Consider the following 19,888-nt stretch of genomic DNA (forward strand, 5'->3'; position numbering starts at 1 on the left):
GTGACAGTTATCGAGGTTGACTGTTCACTGTTCACTGTTTCCTGACTCCCAACTAGCAACTTAACATTAGTTAGTAATTACAAATTATCAATTATCAATTATCAATTATCAATTACCAACACTCCCATCATACCGTTAGAAATGGGGTAATGTGTGGCGTTGACAAAACCTACTTTTTGTGATAGGGCTACTTGCTCTTTACCAATGGGGAAACGGTCTAAACTGGGACTAATATAAGCGTATTCTTCTTTAACACCTAAATTAGTTGCCAGGGGAACGACCAGGTTATCTAAATACCACTGCTGAAAAGCGCGGAATGTTTCGTTGTTAGGGCGATGAAAATCTAAAATTGCTGCTTTTCCACCAGGTTTGAGAACGCGATATATTTCTTGGAGACTGCGGGGAATATCTTTCACGTTTCTTAAACCATAGCCCATGGTGATGGCATCAAATTGATGGTCGTCAAAGGGTAAATTAAGAACATCAGCTTCTATCCAAGTGATAGGAGGTTGGGGGTAATGGCTTTGGCAACGTTCTTTGGCAGTTGTGAGTAAGTTACAGGAAAAGTCTACACCATAAACTTTTCCCGTCATTCCTGCGCGTCGTGCCAATCTAAAGGTTAAATCACCACTACCACAGCATAAATCTAAACAGGTATCTCCGGGTTTAGCTCCACTCCATTTAACGGTCATTTCTTTCCATATCCGGTGTTGTCCCAAACTTAACCAATCGTTTAATTGATCATAAACTGGGGCAATACGGTCAAAAATGTTACGAATTTCGTTGTTTATGGGTGCTTGGTAGTTGGTCATCCGATTTTAGATTTTAGATTTTAGATTTTGGATTCATAAAAGACTTTTGTTGCTGTCACCAGTCCCCAATCACCAGTCCCCAGTCACCAGTCACCTGCTGCAACTACTAGAAAGAGCGATCGCCACTAATTGCACTGACAGATGAATGAGGTTAAGTTCATCTTCCCTTAAATTACAAGGTTTTTGCCACTGGAGCGATAATACTCCTAACATCTGCTGAGGATAAATAATTGGGATAATTAAATGTGCTTGGACTCCAGCAGCTTGGTAATGAGTAAGAGTATTGAGATTAGGGTCTTTAGGGATATTTAAACAAGATTGGATTTGAGCAGTGGCGATCGCTGCTTTGGCGAGTGGATCTTCACAGAGCCAATTTTCAACTCCTCCTGTCACACTGTAAGCTCCCTGGGTTGCTACCAGAGTATTTTCTTCTATAAGTTGTACAATACAACCATCAGCAGCAAAAGTTTCACTAAAGGCTTTAGCAATGGAAGTTAAAATTTCCTCTATGCTAGAAGCAGCTTGGGTGACTTCCACCAGCACAGTCAACAACTGCATTTGTGCATTAGCGCGACGCAGTTCTTCTGTTCGATGTTTCAGTAAATCATAAGTTGCTGCTGCTCTTTGGACTACTTCCTTGAGTTCTCCAGAGTCCCAAGGTTTGGTAATGTATTTGAAAACTTGACCACTATTAATTGCTTCTACAAGGTCTTCAATATCTGTAAACCCAGTGAGGATAATTCTCACGGTATCGGGAAATTGTGGTAAAGTCCGGCTCAGAAATTCAGTTCCTTTCATTTCTGGCATTCGCTGATCGGAGATAATGACTGCTACTTCTCCTTCTTGTTCGAGCAATTGCAAAGCATTTACACCACTGTCAGCTTTGAGGACGTTAAAATCACGACGAAAGGTACGATAAAGTAGATCCAGATTATCTGGTTCATCATCCACTACCAGGATTTTGAGTTTTTTTGCACGTTCACGACTACTGAATTGAGAGCGCACTTGCTCAATTTCGAGATTTGTGTTATCCATAAATTTCTTTATATGTTCTTCACAATTTTGTTATATTCCATACACAGCAGAGTTGAAAATCCTGATTTTTAGCAATTCAACATCAACCAAGCTGTGAAACAAACAACCTCAATTTAAAATCCAAAATCCATAATCTAAAATTCGCACATTTAAGGGATAATTAAGAGCTTAATTACTAATCACCATATTAAATTGAAGTTTGCTCTTCCGATTATGACTGAACTACCATCCAACACACCAGATACAGGGAATGCTGCTAATGATACAGCACAAGAATTATTAGTAAAATTGAGACAAAAACAAGGTAACTGGGTGGAATGGGGAGTAGCGATCGCCTACCTCCAAAAAAACGGTTACAATCCCCAAGAAATCTTTGAGTCCACTGGATTTGAGCCAATCCAACAAAATCAGGTGATTGTTGGCGCTCAAGTTTACAGTTCTTTAGAAAAGTTTGGTGCATCGGAAGCAACACGGGCATACTACGGTACAAGAGCTAGTGATATTCTTTATGAACTGCGCTTACTGACTCAAGAAGACCGAGCCGCAGCGGCTGATTTGATTTTTTTACATAAACTTGATGTAGACGAAGCGCGGGAAGTTGCTAAAGCAATCAAAGATTTTTCTCGCTTTTCTACCCCACCACAAGGTTTTACGAACGATCCAGGGGATGCAGTCGCTTATCAAGCTTGGAAATTAGCCAGACAGAACTCGGATTTACAAGAGCGATCGCGCTTAATTGCTAAGGGTTTGCGTTTTGTTCACTCGCCCACAGCTAGGAAACAAATCGAACAACTATTAACTGATTTTACCGTAGTTCCCCAACGTCCCGCCCCCATTCTACCCTTTTTCCGGTTAGAGTCAGATGAAGAACTACCCCGGCTTGTACCTGTAGTGGGTGAATTACCATTGACACCACAAGCTGTAAAAGCTGTACCAATAGTTACAGAAATTGAACCATTTAAAATTGTCAAATTCGCAGGGGAACAAGCTTGGGTAGCATTACCTGGTTGGCAAGTTTTACGATCTGCGGAAGATCCAGTAGTCATTATTGCTAGTAGCGATATTTTCCCTAACCCAAATCAAACGAAAATAGAACCTGTTTTAGTTGTGATAGATCGCAATCAAAGAGATTGGGATGCTTCTAGTTATTTTGCCTTTGATAATTCTGGAGAAGTTGATTTTCAATGGTTTGAAACTGCACCAGAAAATACTTTGTTAGGTAAAGTTATTATCATTTTACGTCCTAAGAAAGTTCTCGATGAAGAATTTACCAAAGATGCTTGGCAAATTGATGAGTAAAAATTGATAATTGATAATTGGGGACTGGGGAATGGTGATTGGTGATTGGTGATTGGGTAATCAATTTTATGATTCCCTATCAACTATCAACTATCAACTATCACCAATTATGAACTATAAATTATGAATTATGAATTACATATCATCTATCAACCAATTAAGAGAAAAGATTAACAAAATTCATGAAAGTTTGCGATCTGGACAAACACAAATGGCAGACTGGGAAACAGGACCTTTAGCTGTATCTGCTGTTCCGGGTGCTGGTAAGTCTACGGGGATGGCCGCTGCTGCTGCAATTGCTATAGCACGTCAATATAAGCATTGTGTGAATAATGATCAAAATTATCGCCGTCAGTTGGTAGTTGTTACTTTTACCCGTTCTGCTGCTGCTAACCTAAAATTAAAAATCCGCGACAAGTTAAAAGAATTATCCTTACCACAAACTGGCTTTGTTGTTTATACCCTACACGGTTTAGCCTTAAATATTGCCAGTCGTCATCCTGAGTTATCAGGTTTACAGTTAGATGAAGTCAAATTAATTACTCCTAATCAAAGTCATCGCTTTATTAGACTAGCAGTGGAACAATGGATAAATAACCATCCTGCCCTATATCGCCGCTTGTTAGAAGGTCAGCAATTTGACGGAGAAGAAACAGAAAAATTGCGTCGTCAGTCAGTGCTGAGAACGGAAGTATTACCAGATTTAGCTTATACCGTGATTCATGAAGCTAAAAGCTCGGGAATATTACCGGAAAAACTTTATTTATGGAGTGAAAAAAGTCAAGATTCTTATCAAATTTTACGTATTGCTGCGGGACTGTATGAACAATATCAAAAAATCATGAAATTACAGGATTTCATTGACTATGATGATATGATTTTAGGAGCATTACAGGTATTACAAAATAAGAGCGCCTTACAGGTTGAAAAAAATAAAATTTTCGCAGTTTTTGAAGATGAATCCCAAGATTCTAGTCAACTACAAACGCAACTTTTAGAAATATTGGCAAGTGAGGAAGATGAAACTGGAGATAAAAATAATGTAAATAAATCAACATTGAATTTAGTTAGAGTTGGTGATCCTAACCAAGCGATTAATTCAACTTTTACCCCTGCTGATCCGATTTATTTTCGTGAATTTTGTCAGACTTGTAATATTGATAAACGACTAGCAACAATGAATCAAGCAGGGCGTAGTAGCAGAATTATTATTGATGCTGCTAATTTTGCTTTAGAATGGGTAAATAGTCATTGGTTAGCCACAAATAAAAACAGACAAACACCATTTTTAGATCAAAAAATTGAGGCTGTTAATTTTGATGATCCTCAACCAGATGCGAATCCCGCACCAGTGGGAAAAGGGTTAGAATTATATAGTCCTCGTGACATTTATCATACAGTTGAGTTAATTTCTCAGAGAGTTGTAGAGTTATTTAATGAAAATTCCCAAGCTCGTGCGGCGGTATTAGTGCGAGAAAATCGCCAAGGTAGATGGTTAGCAGCAGCTTTAGAACCGATATGTAAAGAACATAAAATTAAACTTTATGATGTGGGAGAACAAGAAAGGCGTTCTCATGTACCTCAAGAGATTTTATCATTATTGCAATTTTGCGATCGCCCCCATTCTCCTGATTATTTAAAAGCTACCTTAGATGTTTTAGTACAACGTCAATTAATTCCCACCCAAGATATTAACACCCTTGCTATTTTACCAGAAGAATTTTTATATCCTGGACCATTAGCAACTCCCCAAACAGAAACAGTACAAAAAGCTGCTCATTTATGTCGAAGTTTACTTCGCGCTCGTTTAGAATTACCACTTTATCAAATCATTTCTTTTTTAGCTTTAACATTAAAATATGATCAAGCAGAATTAGCCACAGCAGACAAACTTGCAGAACGAGTAAACCTGCAAATGTTTGGTAATAATTCAATGGGTGCAATGCTTTCTGCTTTAAGTGAAATTGTCAATTCTGAACGATTTGAGCCAGTAGATACAGACAATTTAGAAGAACAATATACCAAAAAAGGACAACTAACAATTATCACTATGCACAAAGCCAAAGGGCTAGACTGGGATTATGTATTTTTGCCTTTTTTACATGAAAATTTAATTCCTGGAAGTTTTTGGGTTCTTCCCCAAAGTCAATTTTTAGGTGATTTTACATTATCAGAAGTAGCACGCGCCCAAATTCGTGCAGCACTCCATCACAAAGGAGAAAATATATCCCAAATACCATCTCAAATACCTCATGTTAGTCAAGCTTGGGAAGATGCAAAATATCTGAAAATGGCGGAAGAATATCGTTTACTTTATGTGGCTATGACTAGGGCTAAAAAGTTGTTATGGATGTCTGCGGCTCAACAAGCACCCTTTACATGGAGTAAACCGAATAATTTACAAGCTTCTGCACCTTGTCCTGTATTTGCAGCTTTAAAACGTCAGTTTTCTGAAAATGTGATGAATTTAGCTGTATTAACTGCGGGAAACTAAACATTTGTAACCAACCACTCCAGGCACAGAGTACACAGAGAAAAGAAAAAATGTTAACTGCACTGGGTGGGAATATGGGGAACAAAATTAAACTAAAAATAGTAAATAACTTGGTATATCTTGTCAATAATTAGGTAGCAAACACATTATGTTACTTTCTCATCTAAAGAATAACGGTAAGTTATCGAAAGCAATTGTTTTAACTTTGGCTTTAAGCAGTCTGCTGGCCTGTGGAGTTGATATTAGTAATAATCATACATCTGGAGCTATTCCTAGCGGAGAACAAATACAAATAGCCCAAAATACGTTACCTAGAAATATTTCTGAGGCGGTGTTAAGAGATGCTTCTGTGCGTTCTAGGGTACAAGTATCTGATTTGAAAATTTCTCAGGTGACTCAGACTACTTTTAGTAACCGTTGTATTTTTGAGTTTAAAAAGGGTTGCACTAAAGAATATAAACCAATTCAGGGTTGGGTTGTAGTTGTGCAGGTAAAAGAGCAATCTTGGACTTATCATGTTAGTCAATCTTCGCAAATTGTGATTGAGCCAAATATTAATTTTTTTAATGCTTCTCAATTGCCAAGGAATATTGCTAGTAAGGTTTTAAATGATGTGGCTAATCGTTCTGGTGTAAACAGAAATTCTCTGAGCATTTATAGTTCCACATCTAAAATTTTTAGTAATTCTTGTGTGTTTAATTTTGGTGAAGTCTGTGCTGAAATTTATCAACCTGTAGAAGGTTGGGTTGTAGTTGTGAAGGTAAAAGAAGAGTCTTGGACTTATCATGTCAATAAGTCTGGTTCGCAAATTGTCATTGATCAGAAAATTAAAGCTAATGAGGGTTCTCCACTACCAGAAAAAATTGCGGAAAAAGTTTTGAATGATGCTTATCAACGTTCTCGGTTACAAACTATAGGTATCAGGATTACTCGTACTGTGCAAAAAACTTTTAGTAATTCCTGTGTGTTTAATTTTGGTGAAATCTGTACTCAACAATATGATCCTGTTGAGGGTTGGGCAGTGGTTCTCAAAGTGAACAATCAATTTTGGACTTATCATGTAGATCGTACAGGTTCACGCATTGTTTTAGATCCCAAGGTGATAGGTGACAGGGGACTGGTGACAGGTGATAGGTGACAGGGGACTGGTGACAGGGGACTGGTGACAGGTGACAGGTGACTGGTGACTGGTGACTGGTGACTGGTGACTGGGTAGGAGTTTTCCCAATTCCCAATTCCCTGTTCCCTCTGATAACTGCTGTAATTATTGACAAATGTTGGTTAATTTGAGTTTTATTGGTATATAATTGTAGATTGTGTTGATTCCAAGCCATCCCATGCCTAAACTCAAGACTCGCAAGGCAGCAGCGAAAAGATTCCGCGCCACTGGTAGCGGTAAAATCGTGCGCCGTAAACCTTTCAAAAATCACTTGTTAGAGCATAAGTCCTCTAGCAAAAAGAACAATTTGTCTAAAATGGCAGTTGTTCATGAACGCGACGAAGAAAACGTGCGTTTAATGCTTCCTTATTTGTAAATCCTTCAGGTACTGTAAAAAATGACTCGTGTAAAACGCGGTAATGTCGCTCGTAAACGCCGCAATAAAATTCTCAAATTAGCTAAGGGTTTTCGTGGTTCTCACTCTACTCTGTTTAGAACCGCTAACCAACAGGTGATGAAGGCGCTTCGCAGTGCGTACCGCGATCGCAAAAAGAAAAAGCGCGATTTTCGTCGTCTGTGGATCACCCGTATTAATGCGGCTTCTAGACAACATGGTTTGAGCTATAGCCAGTTAATTGGTAATCTGAAAAAAGCTAATGTTGACCTAAACCGTAAAATGTTGGCACAGTTGGCAGTTCTTGATCCTGCAAGCTTCGCTAAAGTGGCTGAACTGGCAAACTCTGCCAAAGGATAAAGGTGGCAACGGATGAATAACGGATGTAACAGATAAATTCTGCTGAAAATTCAAAATTAAACAGAATTAAACAAAATTAAACGTTTTGTGAAAAGTTGTTAAACGTTTTGAAAAGTTAATAGCAGTGTTTCGTAAAAAAGCCAAGGTCAATTATGAATCAGTTACATCTGGTATTATCCGCTACCTTTATGATCATTTGTTGCCTGTTCTATGGGGAGATAGATTTGGTTGCTTCTGCGGCGACTATGGCAGAAATTCAGCAACGAGGCTATTTAACTGTGGCGGTTAAGGATAACATCCGTCCTTTGGGATTTAGAGATAAAAAGGGCAATTTACAAGGGTTAGAGATTGATTTAGCCAAGCGTTTGGCTAGTGATTTGTTAGGTAAACCGGATGCGGTGAAATTGCAACCTGTAGCTAATAGCGATCGCTTACCTGCTGTTTTTGATCATCAAGTTGATATGGCGATCGCCAGAGTTACCGCCACTGAATCACGCTCCCGCATAGTTAGCTTCAGTGTTCCTTACTATTATGATGGTACAGCAATAGTTACAAAAAATACCGCTATCAAAAAACTTCAGGATTTAGCAAAACGTAAAATTGCTGTACTCAATCACTCCAGCACTATCTCATACATAAAATACTTTATACCTAATGCTGAATTAGTCGGTGTTAATTCCTACGCCCAGGGAAGAGAGCAGATAGAAAGCGGTAAAGTGGATGCTTTGGCGGCTGATGTCAGCGTTTTAAGTGGTTGGGTACAAGAATATCCCCAATATCAAATATTGCCAACCAAACTATCAACAGAACCATTATCTGTAGTCATGCCCAAAGGATTGCAGTACGATGAATTAAGGCGAGGAATAAATGAAGCGATCGCTCGTTACACAACCACAGGTTGGCTCAAAGAACGAACAAACTATTGGAGACTAGAATAATTGATAATTGATAATTGATAATTGATAAGGGAGAAATTTTTATTGTTAATTCTTAATTTATTTATTTTCTCATTTTCCCAGAAAGTTGATAATAGATAGAGAAAGCAAGTTTAATATTTGTATTTGCAACCAATGGATAACAATCTAGTAATCATTTATCTTTCAGTTTTCGTCGGGTTGCTCCTATTTGCGGGAGTGAGTGTTTTTCGTCAGATTTTCAAAACTCGTAAACTTGAAAATTCTCTTTCTCAGTTGAAAACCAAATTGACAAAAGAAAAAGGTACTGCACAAGAATATTACGAATTAGCTAGTATTTATTCTGAAAAAAAAGTTTTTACCCAGGCAATACCCCTATTTCAAAAAGCTATCAAAGCCGCCGAAGAAGAGGGAGAAGAAGATATAGCCCCAGTTTACAATGGTTTGGGATATGTTTATTTTTCCCAAGAACAATATGACTTAGCAATTCGGCAGTACAAAGAAGCTCTGAAATTGAAACCTGATTATGTAACAGCCTTAAATAATCTTGGCCACGCTTACGAGAAGAAAAAATTAATGGCTCAAGCATTGGAAATGTATGAAGCAGCACTAAAATTTTCACCCAATAACGCCATAGCTAAACGTCGTGCCGAATCTTTGCGGAGATTAGTTTCTGCATAATATGACAGGTGACAGGTGACGGGTGACAGGTGACAGGTGATATATTTCTGTAGGGGTTTAGCATTGCTAAACCCTTACTATGTATGATTTTTTTATTGCTTTTTAATATTAATTACACTGTTTTTCAGTAAGAGTTTTGAAATCAATAGATATTCACTAACTCTACTTAGGGTTTGCTGAATAAACCTAAAACCTTGATATATCAAAGGTTAGAGGCTGATAAACACAGAAATTAGTGCAAGGGTTTTGAAGGGTATACCGGAAAAAGTGTGCATTTTTTGGGATTTCAAGAGATGGCAAAGAAATTTTCAAATCTCCTCCTGACTCCTGACTCCTGACTCCTGACTCCTATGCCCTCACGGAAAGACTTTCTCAGCAACCCCTACTTAGTTATCAAACAGTATGTTTTTCAATCTCCATCATTTTCGGCTATTTACAGAAACAACTTATACCTACTACCAAAAGATTTTAAAATTGGCGATCGCCCTAAGCATCTTAATTTTGACCAATTTGTTATTTCCTAATATTACATTTGCTCAAGAATTAAATCAAAAATCATTTATTACCCATCCCCTCAACCCCTTAACAGAAACAGAAATTACCACAGCAGTGGAAGTATTAAAACGGGAAAAACGATTAAGCGAAAAAGCATTTTTTTCCATGATTACATTACAAGAACCAGATAAAAAACAAGTCTTGAATTTTCAACCTGGGCAAAAATTTACCCGCCGTGTTTTTTTGCAAGTTTATGACAGGGAACACAATAAAACTTTTACAGCAACAGTTGATTTAATAACCAAAACCTTAACTAACTGGGAAGAAATACCTCATGTTCAACCTGCAATTTTACCCGCAGATGATCAAATAGCCAGAGAAGTTGTGAAATCTGATCCGCGCTGGCAACAAGCAATGGAAAAACGAGGAATTAAAGATTTTAACCAAATACAAATAAGTTGTTGGGGAGCAGGGATATTAACTCCATCAGAAGCAAAAAATGGTCATAGAATTTGCCGTGCCTTATCCTATTATCAAGGTAAACATTGGAATTATTTCTCACGCCCCATCGAAGGTGTTTTAGTCACTGTTGATTTAAATAAAGAAGAAGTTTCTAGTTTTGTAGATCATGGTGTAGTTCCTATTTCCCAAGAAAACTGGGACTATGATATTAAAGCTTTCAATAAATTAACACCACCACCTAAACCTTTAAAAATCATTCAACCAGAAGGTACAACATTCAAAATTCAAGGTAATGAAATTACTTGGCAAGGTTGGCAATTTCGTTATTTAATGCACCCCCGTGAAGGCTTGGTTTTGTATCTTGTTAAATATAACGATGGCGAAAAAATCAGACCTGTTTTATATCGTGGAAGTCTTTCAGAAATGGCAGTTCCTTACGGTGATCCAAATCCAAATTGGTCATTTCGTAACGCCTTTGATGTGGGAGAATACAATATTGGTTTATTAGCAAATCAACTAAAATTAGGTCAAGAAATTCCTGAAAATGGAGTTTTATTAAATGCCACTTTTGCTAATGGTGAAGGTGAACCTTATACTATGCCGGGAGTCATAGGTATTTATGAAAGAGATAACGGCGTACTTTGGAAACATTTTGATTTTAACAGTCAAAAAAATTATGTCCGTCGTAATCGTGAATTAGTCATGAAAATGATTACAACAGTTGACAATTATGATTATACTTTAAATTGGATATTTCACCAAGATGGAACTTTAGAAATAGAAAATGAATTATCGGGAATTGTGTTAGCTCAAGGCACATCTGACGAAAAACAATCTAGCAATTATTTGGGAAGATTATTAGCTAAAAATATCTTTGGTGTCAATCATCAGCACTTTTTCAATTATCGCTTAGATTTAGATGTTGATGGGCAAAATAATAATGTTATGGAAATGAATGTTAATGCTTTACCTATCAGTGAACAAAATCCTTTAGGAAATGCCATTACAGTTGAAGATACATTATTAAAAACCGAAACAGAAGCAGTGCGTGATGCAGATATTAAACATAGTCGAGAATGGATGATTACCAGTGCAGATAAAAAGAATCATTTAGGGGTTGCACCTGCATATATATTAATACCAGGAGCAAATACAATTTTGTATGCAGTAGAAGGTGCAAAAATACGAAAAAAAGCTGGTTTTGCAACTCATCATTTTTGGGTAACAAAATATAAAACCGATGAAATGTATGCAGGTGGTGATTATCCAAATCAAACATCACTCGGAGAAGGTTTACCGAAATATATTGCTGATAATGAATCTTTGGAAAATGAAGATATTGTTGTGTGGTACACAATGGGTATGACTCATGTTCCTCGTCCAGAAGATTGGCCTGTAATGCCACGACATCAAGTAAGTTTTAAACTGATGCCAAGGGGATTTTTTAAAAGAAATCCAGCGATTAATTTAGGTGAATAAATCATTTCATCTCGATCTATTTTCTCGTTACCTGTCTCTGACAAGTAATGAAATATATGAGGTTCTGCCTCAATAGACATTTGATGAAAATGAATGTAAGGACAATTCATGAATTGTCCCTACAAGGGTTTCAGGCTACACATATTTAAATTCGGTCGATGTCTAATAGACAAATCGCTAGAGAAATTATTTGATCTGTAAACTTGCAATGTGAGTGTTAATTAGCCTACGATATATCAAACACGCGCAGTTTTGAAAACAGGATAGCTAAAAACTAATGAACTTTCCAGATATTAATATTCCCGGTGATGGACAACTTCACGCCCGCTTAACCACTTCCTTGGGTGAAATTGTGGTTAAATTGGAGGAAGATAGAACCCCCAATACTGTTAAAAATTTTGTCGGTTTAGCTACCGGAAACATTGACTGGAAAGATCCTAAAACCGGTGCATCTATGCTTGGTACTCCCGCTTATGATGGCGTTCGCTTTCACCGTGTCATTCCCGATTTTATGATTCAATGCGGTGATCCTTTAAGTCGTTATCCTGATATGTCTCATCGTTGGGGTACTGGTGGACCAGGATATAGATTTGAGGATGAGTTTCATCCTGAATTGAAGCATGATGAACCAGGTATTTTGTCAATGGCTAATGCAGGACCTGGAACTAATGGTTCTCAATGGTTTATTACAGAAGGACCAACACCTCATCTTGACAAAAGACACAGTGTTTTTGGTCAAGTAGTTGAAGGTATGGATATCGTCAATAGAATCGCTAATGTACCTACAAAACGCGATCGCCCTAATCAAGATGTGGTGTTAGAAAAAGTGGAAATTTTCCGCAAGTAATTAAGTAATTTTTTCAGATCCTTGACTTGTTTAATCAAGTTGGGGTCTGATAACTTAAATCATTTATCTAATCATTTATCTAATCATTTATCTAATCATTTATCTATGTATGAAAAATGATCAGTCATATTACAATTATAACAGATATCATCGGGGTAAATTTATCTGCAAAATTGAACTTAATTCAAAGAAGTGAATTAGGTCAATTTCTCACTCCTGCTACAGTTGCCAAATTTATGGCAGGACAATTTAATAATTTATCGGGTCATATTAGTTTACTTGATCCTGGTGCTGGTGTGGGGACTTTAACTGCTGCGTTTGTAGAACAACTGTTGCTAAATTCCCATCAGGTTGAAAGTTGTTTTCTCACAGCTTATGAAATAGAGTCAACATTTATATCATCCTTAGAAAAATGTCTGATAGAATGTTGTCGAGCTTTAGAAAACAAAGGAATTAAAGCTGATTATAGTGTAAAACAGGAAAGCTTTATTAATAGTCTAACAGCAAATAATTTACCGCTTTTTAATAATGCTTCTCAAAATTTTACCCATGCAATTATCAATCCACCATACAAAAAAATCAACAGTCAATCAATTGAAAGGAAACAATTATCAAAACTAGGAATTGAAACAGTAAATTTATATAGTGCATTTGTTTGGCTGACAATGTTACAGCTTGCAGAACATGGTGAAATGGTAGCAATCACCCCCAGAAGTTTCTGTAATGGTGCTTATTTCCGCCCATTTCGTCAAGCGTTTTTACAGAAAATGTCACTGCAAAAAATTCATGTTTTTGATAGTCGTGATTTAGTATTTTCCGAGGATGATGTTATTCAAGAAAATATTATTCTTCATGCTATTAAAACAGAATATCAAGATAATTATATTCAAATCAGCATTAATTCAGAAATAGAACTAGATCAAGTTTCCGAAATTAGACTTGTTCCATATCATCAAATTATAGAAAAAGATAATCCTGAGAATTTTATCCATATTATTACTAACTATTTAGAAGATACTTTAAAAGTGCAAATGGATAAATTTCCATCTACCTTAGAAGAATTAGGTCTAGAAATATCCACGGGTCCAGTTGTAGATTTTCGTCTCAAATCAGCTTTGAGAAATTTTTTAAATGATCAAACAGTTCCCCTAATTTATCCAGAATCTATTAAACCAGGAAAAGTTCTATTTCCTCCCCAAAATCCAAAAAAATCAATTGCTATTGTTCACACTCAAGAAACACAAAAATGGTTGATTCCCCAAGGTTGTTATGTTTTAACTAAAAGGTTTTCTGCTAAAGAAGAAAAACGTCGTGTTGTTGCTGCTGTATCCTACCCTATAGATTACCCAGTATTGGGTATAGAGAATCATATTAACTACTATCATGCACAAGGAAAGGGAATAAATATCAACTTAGCAAAGGGTTTAACAGCATTTCTCAATTCAACTTTATTTGATCAATACTTTCGACTTTTTAGCGGTAACACACAAGTTAATGCTACAGACTTACGCAAAGTTAAATATCCCTGTAAAGATGATTTAATTCAACTGGGAAAACAAATTAATGAATCTGGATTTGATCAAGATAAATTAGATGATATTGTCAATAAAAATCTATCAATTATGAGTGAAACAATCAACGCAATTGCAGCTAGTAAACGTATTCAAGAAGCAATGAATATTCTGAAAGAAATTGCTGCACCCAAAGAACAACAAAACGAAAGATCCGCATTATGTTTACTCGCATTAGCAGATATTCGACCAGAAACTTCTTGGAATCAAGCAACAGCACCTAAACGCAGAATTACAGAAATGATGGATTGGTTTCGTGATTTTTATGGGAAACAATACGCACCAAATACACGAGAAACAGTAAGACGACAAACAATGCACCAGTTTGTACAAATGGGTTTGGTGGTGGAAAATCCAGATCAACCAAACCGACCAATTAATAGTCCTAAATGGTGTTATCAATTACAACCAACAGCACTATCATTAATCAAATCCTATAATTCTGAACTGTGGGAGGAATCCCGTCGTAATTATGCTATTGCTGTTAAAAACTTATTGCAGAATATAAATAGAAATATACCACAAATTCCCGTTACTCTACCAGATGGACAAGCAATTTATCTATCATCAGGGGGACAAAATAATTTAATCAAAGACATTTTAGAAAAGTTTTGTCCTAGATTTACACCAGGAGGTTTGGTTCTTTATGTAGGTGATGCTGGGGATAAGTTTATCATTAATGAAACTGCAAAGTTTAGAGAAATGGGACTTGATTTAGATCCTCATGGTAAAATGCCTGATATTGTAGTTTATTATCAACAACAAGACTGGCTAATATTAATAGAAGCTGTAACCAGTCATGGACCTGTTAACCTCAAAAGACACAATGAGTTAAAACAACTTTTCCAGTATAGTAATAAAGGGTTAGTTTTTATGACTGCTTTTCCTAGTCGTAAGACAATGAGTAAATATTTAGGAGAAATTGCTTGGGAAACAGAAGTGTGGGTAGCAGATCAACCAGATCATTTAATTCATTTTAATGGGGAAAGATTTCTTGGACCATATTCATAAATCTGCGATTTTAACCATATTAAAGTTTTATATAAAGGCAAAAAAATCAAAATAAAAGTTTTTAAAAACTTTAACCATTACCTAATTTACTAACAAAATCCGCGTGTTCAACAGACTGTAACCCAGCTTGTAAAACCTGCAAAACATCAGACATATTACCTGTTAACAACTCATTTACTGCTAACCATAAACCTGGAAATAGACGACTTTTTAAAATACCATTTTCATCAGCAACTAATTCTAAATATTCACCTTTTTCTAAACAAAACCAAGTTAATTTTTGCTCTAAAACTTGCCAAACAATATACTCTTTCACACCATTACGACGATAAGCTTGTTTTTTACCATGTAAATCAATAGCTGCACTACTAGCAGCAATTTCTACTACTAATTCCGGCGCACCTTCAATATAATCATCTTCACTAATTCTAGTTTGTCCACCTGCTTCTGGTGTAATAATCAAAACTGCATCTGGTTGAGGTTCGTTATCGAAGTCTAAACGCACTGTAGGTTCAACCGCTAATTCTACACCAGAAGTCATAGCTTCATAATTAAATAGCCAACCTGTTATTCTAGCATGAGGTTGACCATGACTTTTAAAACGTAAAGCAGCAGGCATAATATAAACAATTCCTTCAATTAATTCAGCTTTTTTTATATCACTTGTACTATCATAACGACGCTCAAATTCATAACGATTAAGTTTATCACCGTTAGTTAAAGGAAAAATAAAAGTAGAAGGAAAGGGTAGTTTAACCATTATTTTTTTACTGGATAATTACACCATAAATACATGATAACAAAAAAACACTTTACATATCTCTAAAAACTGATAAAAATATTTCAGGACTTACGCAAAAGGGAACGAAAGTAGGGGTAATACCCTTCGGGAAGCAAGCTACATGAATTACCCCTACGCAAGAATAAGGTTTTCAGTCACATCTTGCGTAAGTCCTATATTTATCAAAATATTTATCAAAATATTAAGACTTCTTTACTTAAACCATGGAAAAATTTTAGCACTTAATCCCCGAAATCCTATCTATGACTACCTTTGAGCAATGCTAAGATTTGCTAACACTGAGAAGTTAACTTCACGTACTTAAAAAAGCTTATTTGTTGATAGCTAAAAGTTTTGCGACAATCCAAGTTAATCATCAAATAATAATCAAAAACTCATAGTTACTTGAGTGATAAAGGGAGAAGACCGAATGAAATTAGCTTACTGGATGTATGCTGGACCTGCTCACATTGGTACTTTACGGGTTGCTAGTTCCTTTAAAAATGTTCACGCTATTATGCACGCTCCTTTAGGAGATGATTATTTTAACGTTATGCGTTCGATGTTATCCAGAGAACGTGATTTTACACCAGTTACAGCTAGTATTGTAGATCGTCATGTTTTAGCGCGTGGTTCTCAAGAAAAAGTAGTAGAAAATATCACCCGCAAGGATGCAGAAGAACACCCAGATTTAATTGTTTTAACTCCTACTTGCACATCAAGTATTTTACAAGAAGATTTACAAAACTTTGTAGATCGGGCGCAAATGGATGCAAAAGGTGATGTGTTGTTAGCAGATGTCAATCATTATCGCGTGAATGAACTGCAAGCAGCAGATAGAACTTTACATCAAATTGTCAAATATTACATTGAAAAAGCGCGGAAAAAAGACGAATTACCAACTTCAAAAACTGAAAATCCTTCAGTAAATATTATTGGTATTTCCACCTTGGGTTTTCATAATAATCATGATTGCACAGAACTGAAAAAATTAATGGCTGATTTAGGAATTGAAGTTAATGCTGTGATTCCTGAAGGTGCTTCTGTTCATGAATTAAAGAATTTACCAAAAGCGTGGTTTAACTTAGTTCCTTATCGGGAATTGGGGTTATTAACTGCTAATTATTTACAAGCAGAATTTGGTACACCTTTTGTAGATATTACCCCGATGGGAGTGGTGGAAACTGCTAGATGTATCCGCAAAATTCAACAAGTAATTAATCAACATATTTCGACTTCGCTCAATATAAAAGGTGCGAATGTTGATTATGAGGAATTTATCAATGAACAGACTTTGTATGTATCTCAAGCTGCTTGGTTTTCCCGTTCTATTGACTGTCAAAATTTAACAGGTAAAAAAGCAGTGGTTTTTGGTGATAGTACCCATGCTGCGGCTATTACTAAAATCTTATCCAGAGAAATGGGAATTCATGTAGTTTGGGCGGGTACTTATTGTAAATATGATGCTGACTGGTTTAGAGAACAGGTAAGCGAATATTGCGATGAGGTTTTAATTACCGAAGATCATGGAGAAATTGGGGATGCGATCGCTCGTGTTGAACCATCTGCCATTTTCGGAACACAAATGGAACGCCATGTAGGTAAACGTTTAGATATTCCCTGCGGAGTCATTGCAGCACCTATTCATGTGCAAAATTTCCCCATAGGTTACAAACCATTTATGGGTTATGAAGGTACAAATCAAATCACTGATTTAATCTACAATTCTTTCACTTTGGGAATGGAAGATCACCTGTTAGAAATCTTTGGTGGACACGATACAAAAGAGGTAATTACTAAAGGAATTTCTGCGGAATCTGATTTGCATTGGACAAAAGATGGTTTAGCAGAATTGAATAAAATTCCTGGTTTTGTGCGGGGGAAAGTAAAGCGAAATACGGAAAAGTTTGCCCGTGAACGGGGGGTTAAGGATATTTCGGCTGAAGTTTTATATGCAGCTAAGGAGGCTGTAGGGGCTTAGGTTTGGGGTTGAATTAATAATATTAAGGGGTAAAGATTAATTGATGATCTTTATCCCTTAATTTTGTGGTTAAAAAGGATTGACAAATACTGCAAGTTGAAAGTATAATCAGGTTATTATAAAAAAATATATTAACTAACTATAATGAACCAAAAATTTAATAGAAACCAAAACCAAGATAGACTAACTCTATTAGCTGAACTTGACCAACTAGGTATTAAGCATACCCCTGAGAAAATCGTGCGGATTGCCAAGCAATCAGATGGTAAGATTGTCTTTTTAGAAGAAGGCAATGCTGACGCAGGACTTCAGCACATATTGGAGAGACATTCTTCAGAATTTGCAGATCAGGGAATAGAAGCAGATCAAATACCAGATGTAATTATTAAAGCAGTTATAGAAGGAAAGATCACTAGTTATCAAGGCAGAAAAAAAACTCCTCGCCCTATTTATGAAGTTAATTTTAATGGCAAAACCTATTATATAGCTGTGACTGTAGGTGATAATGGATATATAGTTGGAGCTAATCCCAGACCTTCCTCATAACTTGGTAAAGTGACTATGGCAGAAAAAATCAAACTCATGGCTGATTATGGATGCTACCCACTATGGTGGGTTAGTTCTGATAAAGCTGGAGATATTAACCCAGAAACACTGCCAATCAGCCAAAAAACCATTAGCCGTTTAGAACAATGGGCTGATATTTATGATGAAAAATTAAACTGGGGAGATCCTAATTCATCGGGTTTTTCTAGTTTAGAAGCTAAAGCAGCTTTTGAAAACGAAGGTATTAGTTTATGGAAACAACTACAAAAAGAACTTGCACCTAATTATAAAGTGGTTTATTTCAGTGAAACTTTATCTAAAGTTTTTACAGATATCAAAGAATTAGCATCTTCTCTTCCTACGTATGTTTAAACAAGGAATGTCTGTTTCTCTATCAATTGAAAGTTTACCAGCAACTCGCAAACCAGCCAAATTTGGCGGAATTGGCAAAGATCCTTTATGGGAAATCCTGGATTAGTTTTATCTAAAGAACTGACACAGGGATTAGAAACATTATCAGGTTTCCAAGAATTTAGTTCTGGTTATATTTGGCAACCCTATAAAGGAGAAGTTTATCATACATCAATGGCTCTCCAGACTTAAAACCATGAAAACAGCCACCCTATTTCAGTGGGTAGAACTAAAACAAGATGTTCCTAACAGCCTAGTCAAAGCTGGTAATAGGGGGGTTGTTTTGGATCATCTCAATCCTACTAAAACTCAACTAGAACCAGGATATATTTTAGAAGTTTTTGCAGACGGTGAAACTCTAGATGTAGTTTCTGTTCCTATTTCTTGGGTTAACCCTCTTCCTGAAACTTGGGGAAATGTTGAATATGATGCAAGACAAACAGCTTAAATTCTACTGACATTTTCCATCAAAAACCGCCTCAGAATGATAGCGTAGCGTGGCGTAAGCCATATTCTGAGGCTAATAACAAAAGTCGTCTTTAGACGACTATAATCATTTTAGATTTACAATCTTTAATCCGTTGATGGGTTTCTACAAAAATTTCCATCATTAACCGTGATTTTTACAACTACCTTCCCCATGATGGTGGTGTTCGTGATTATTTCCATGAGCGCAACCTTGTAAGTCTTGCTGCATTAAATTTTCACTCATTGCTTTAAAAGACTCATCCACGGGTTTTAAACCTATCCATGCGTCAATTTTTTCGACATCAAAACCTACTTCTCTTTGCTCCCCTACTTCTAATAAAGGACGACGGATCAATAGGGGATCTCTCAACATCATCATTAAAGCGGTTTCTGCGTCAATGTTTTCTGGGTTTACCTCTCCTGATTTGATGCTAGGTGCAGCTTTGTTGAACCATTCAATTACGGGGCGATCGCCAAAAAATGATTTTAATCTTTCTTTTGTCCAAGGTTCTGTTAATAAGCTATATGCTATCACTTGATGACCTGCTGCTGTGAGTAATACTTTCTGTCTGGTGTTGTTTTTACAACCTGGTTTTTCATAGAAAATTACTCTGGCCATTGTTGTTTCTCCTATAGGTTTCAAGTTTGATTTTTGGATGGGAAATCATTAAACGCAGATGAACACAGA

General features: G+C 36.4%; 20 protein-coding genes. 15 read left to right on the plus strand and 5 right to left on the minus strand.

What is annotated here, in order from left to right; genetic code table 11:
- Window positions 1–101 precede the first annotated feature (101 nt).
- Both ubiE and H5968_RS00350 read right to left on the minus strand, forming a co-directional pair.
- Window positions 102–791, minus strand: a complete 690-nt coding sequence (gene ubiE, locus H5968_RS00345; RefSeq protein ID WP_187038446.1) for a bifunctional demethylmenaquinone methyltransferase/2-methoxy-6-polyprenyl-1,4-benzoquinol methylase UbiE — start codon at window positions 789–791, stop codon at window positions 102–104.
- 111 nt (window positions 792–902) lie between these two features.
- Entirely contained in the window at window positions 903–1,847 is a 945-nt protein-coding gene (locus tag H5968_RS00350; protein ID WP_187038336.1) for a response regulator, read from the minus strand.
- 213 nt (window positions 1,848–2,060) lie between these two features.
- Here H5968_RS00350 and H5968_RS00355 point away from each other — a divergent pair, with 213 nt between their 5' ends.
- From H5968_RS00355 to H5968_RS00365, 3 genes are all read left to right on the plus strand, one after another.
- Window positions 2,061–3,146, plus strand: coding sequence for a RuBisCO accumulation factor 1 (locus tag H5968_RS00355; RefSeq protein ID WP_187038337.1), 1,086 nt, complete (start codon window positions 2,061–2,063; stop codon window positions 3,144–3,146).
- 130 nt (window positions 3,147–3,276) lie between these two features.
- A complete protein-coding gene (locus tag H5968_RS00360) occupies window positions 3,277–5,640 on the plus strand; it encodes an ATP-dependent helicase (protein ID WP_187038338.1) in 2,364 nt (787 codons plus the stop codon).
- A 148-nt stretch (window positions 5,641–5,788) separates the two neighbouring features.
- Window positions 5,789–6,778 carry a hypothetical protein gene (locus H5968_RS00365; protein WP_187038339.1) on the plus strand — a complete coding sequence of 330 codons (990 nt, stop codon included), beginning with the start codon at window positions 5,789–5,791 and terminating at the stop codon, window positions 6,776–6,778.
- Here the strand turns inward: H5968_RS00365 and H5968_RS00370 are convergent.
- Window positions 6,728–6,868, minus strand: a complete 141-nt coding sequence (locus tag H5968_RS00370) for a hypothetical protein (RefSeq protein WP_187038340.1) — start codon at window positions 6,866–6,868, stop codon at window positions 6,728–6,730. The two genes, H5968_RS00365 and H5968_RS00370, sit on opposite strands and share 51 nt — an antisense overlap.
- A 109-nt stretch (window positions 6,869–6,977) precedes the next feature.
- On the opposite strand from H5968_RS00370, the gene rpmI reads away from it, so the two are divergent.
- The 7 genes from rpmI (at window position 6,978) to H5968_RS00405 (ending at window position 15,013) form a co-directional block, all read left to right on the plus strand.
- Window positions 6,978–7,175, plus strand: a complete 198-nt coding sequence (gene rpmI, locus H5968_RS00375) for a 50S ribosomal protein L35 (protein WP_096567982.1) — start codon at window positions 6,978–6,980, stop codon at window positions 7,173–7,175.
- Window positions 7,176–7,196: 21 nt separating this feature from the next.
- A complete protein-coding gene (rplT, locus tag H5968_RS00380) occupies window positions 7,197–7,553 on the plus strand; it encodes a 50S ribosomal protein L20 (RefSeq protein ID WP_096567984.1) in 357 nt (118 codons plus the stop codon).
- Window positions 7,554–7,705: 152 nt separating this feature from the next.
- A complete protein-coding gene (locus H5968_RS00385) occupies window positions 7,706–8,491 on the plus strand; it encodes a transporter substrate-binding domain-containing protein (RefSeq protein WP_187038341.1) in 786 nt (261 codons plus the stop codon).
- Window positions 8,492–8,623: 132 nt separating this feature from the next.
- Entirely contained in the window at window positions 8,624–9,148 is a 525-nt protein-coding gene (locus H5968_RS00390; protein WP_187038342.1) for a tetratricopeptide repeat protein, read from the plus strand.
- Between the two features lie 402 nt (window positions 9,149–9,550).
- Window positions 9,551–11,584, plus strand: a complete 2,034-nt coding sequence (locus H5968_RS00395; RefSeq protein ID WP_187038343.1) for a primary-amine oxidase — start codon at window positions 9,551–9,553, stop codon at window positions 11,582–11,584.
- A gap of 277 nt (window positions 11,585–11,861) precedes the next feature.
- On the plus strand, window positions 11,862–12,431 hold the full coding sequence (locus H5968_RS00400; RefSeq protein WP_096567990.1) for a peptidylprolyl isomerase: 570 nt from the start codon (window positions 11,862–11,864) through the stop codon (window positions 12,429–12,431).
- A gap of 116 nt (window positions 12,432–12,547) precedes the next feature.
- A complete protein-coding gene (locus H5968_RS00405; protein WP_187038344.1) occupies window positions 12,548–15,013 on the plus strand; it encodes a BsuBI/PstI family type II restriction endonuclease in 2,466 nt (821 codons plus the stop codon).
- Between the two features lie 70 nt (window positions 15,014–15,083).
- Here the strand turns inward: H5968_RS00405 and H5968_RS00410 are convergent, their stop codons facing one another.
- Window positions 15,084–15,773 carry a Uma2 family endonuclease gene (locus tag H5968_RS00410; RefSeq protein WP_187038345.1) on the minus strand — a complete coding sequence of 230 codons (690 nt, stop codon included), beginning with the start codon at window positions 15,771–15,773 and terminating at the stop codon, window positions 15,084–15,086.
- A 451-nt stretch (window positions 15,774–16,224) separates the two neighbouring features.
- On the opposite strand from H5968_RS00410, the gene bchB reads away from it, so the two are divergent.
- The 5 genes from bchB to H5968_RS00435 all read left to right on the plus strand — a co-directional run bounded on the left by bchB (window position 16,225) and on the right by H5968_RS00435 (window position 19,180).
- Window positions 16,225–17,775, plus strand: a complete 1,551-nt coding sequence (gene bchB, locus H5968_RS00415) for a ferredoxin:protochlorophyllide reductase (ATP-dependent) subunit B (protein WP_187038346.1) — start codon at window positions 16,225–16,227, stop codon at window positions 17,773–17,775.
- Between the two features lie 144 nt (window positions 17,776–17,919).
- Window positions 17,920–18,321 (plus strand): hypothetical protein, encoded by a 402-nt coding sequence (locus H5968_RS00420; protein WP_187038347.1) that lies wholly within the window; start codon window positions 17,920–17,922, stop codon window positions 18,319–18,321.
- A 15-nt stretch (window positions 18,322–18,336) separates the two neighbouring features.
- Window positions 18,337–18,693, plus strand: coding sequence for a hypothetical protein (locus H5968_RS00425; RefSeq protein ID WP_187038348.1), 357 nt, complete (start codon window positions 18,337–18,339; stop codon window positions 18,691–18,693).
- Window positions 18,694–18,780: 87 nt separating this feature from the next.
- Window positions 18,781–18,924, plus strand: a complete 144-nt coding sequence (locus H5968_RS00430) for a hypothetical protein (RefSeq protein WP_187038349.1) — start codon at window positions 18,781–18,783, stop codon at window positions 18,922–18,924.
- 4 nt (window positions 18,925–18,928) lie between these two features.
- The gene (locus H5968_RS00435; protein ID WP_187038350.1) at window positions 18,929–19,180 is read left to right on the plus strand and encodes a DUF4926 domain-containing protein; all 252 of its coding nucleotides are present in this window, start codon (window positions 18,929–18,931) and stop codon (window positions 19,178–19,180) included.
- Between the two features lie 162 nt (window positions 19,181–19,342).
- On the opposite strand, the gene H5968_RS00440 is transcribed toward H5968_RS00435, so the two are convergent.
- Window positions 19,343–19,819: an ArsC/Spx/MgsR family protein gene (locus H5968_RS00440; protein WP_187038351.1), complete on the minus strand. Its 477-nt coding sequence runs from the start codon at window positions 19,817–19,819 to the stop codon at window positions 19,343–19,345.
- Between the last annotated feature and the right edge of the window lie 69 nt (window positions 19,820–19,888).

Source organism: Sphaerospermopsis sp. LEGE 00249 (assembly GCF_014299995.1).
Taxonomy (GTDB): domain Bacteria; phylum Cyanobacteriota; class Cyanobacteriia; order Cyanobacteriales; family Nostocaceae; genus Sphaerospermopsis; species Sphaerospermopsis kisseleviana.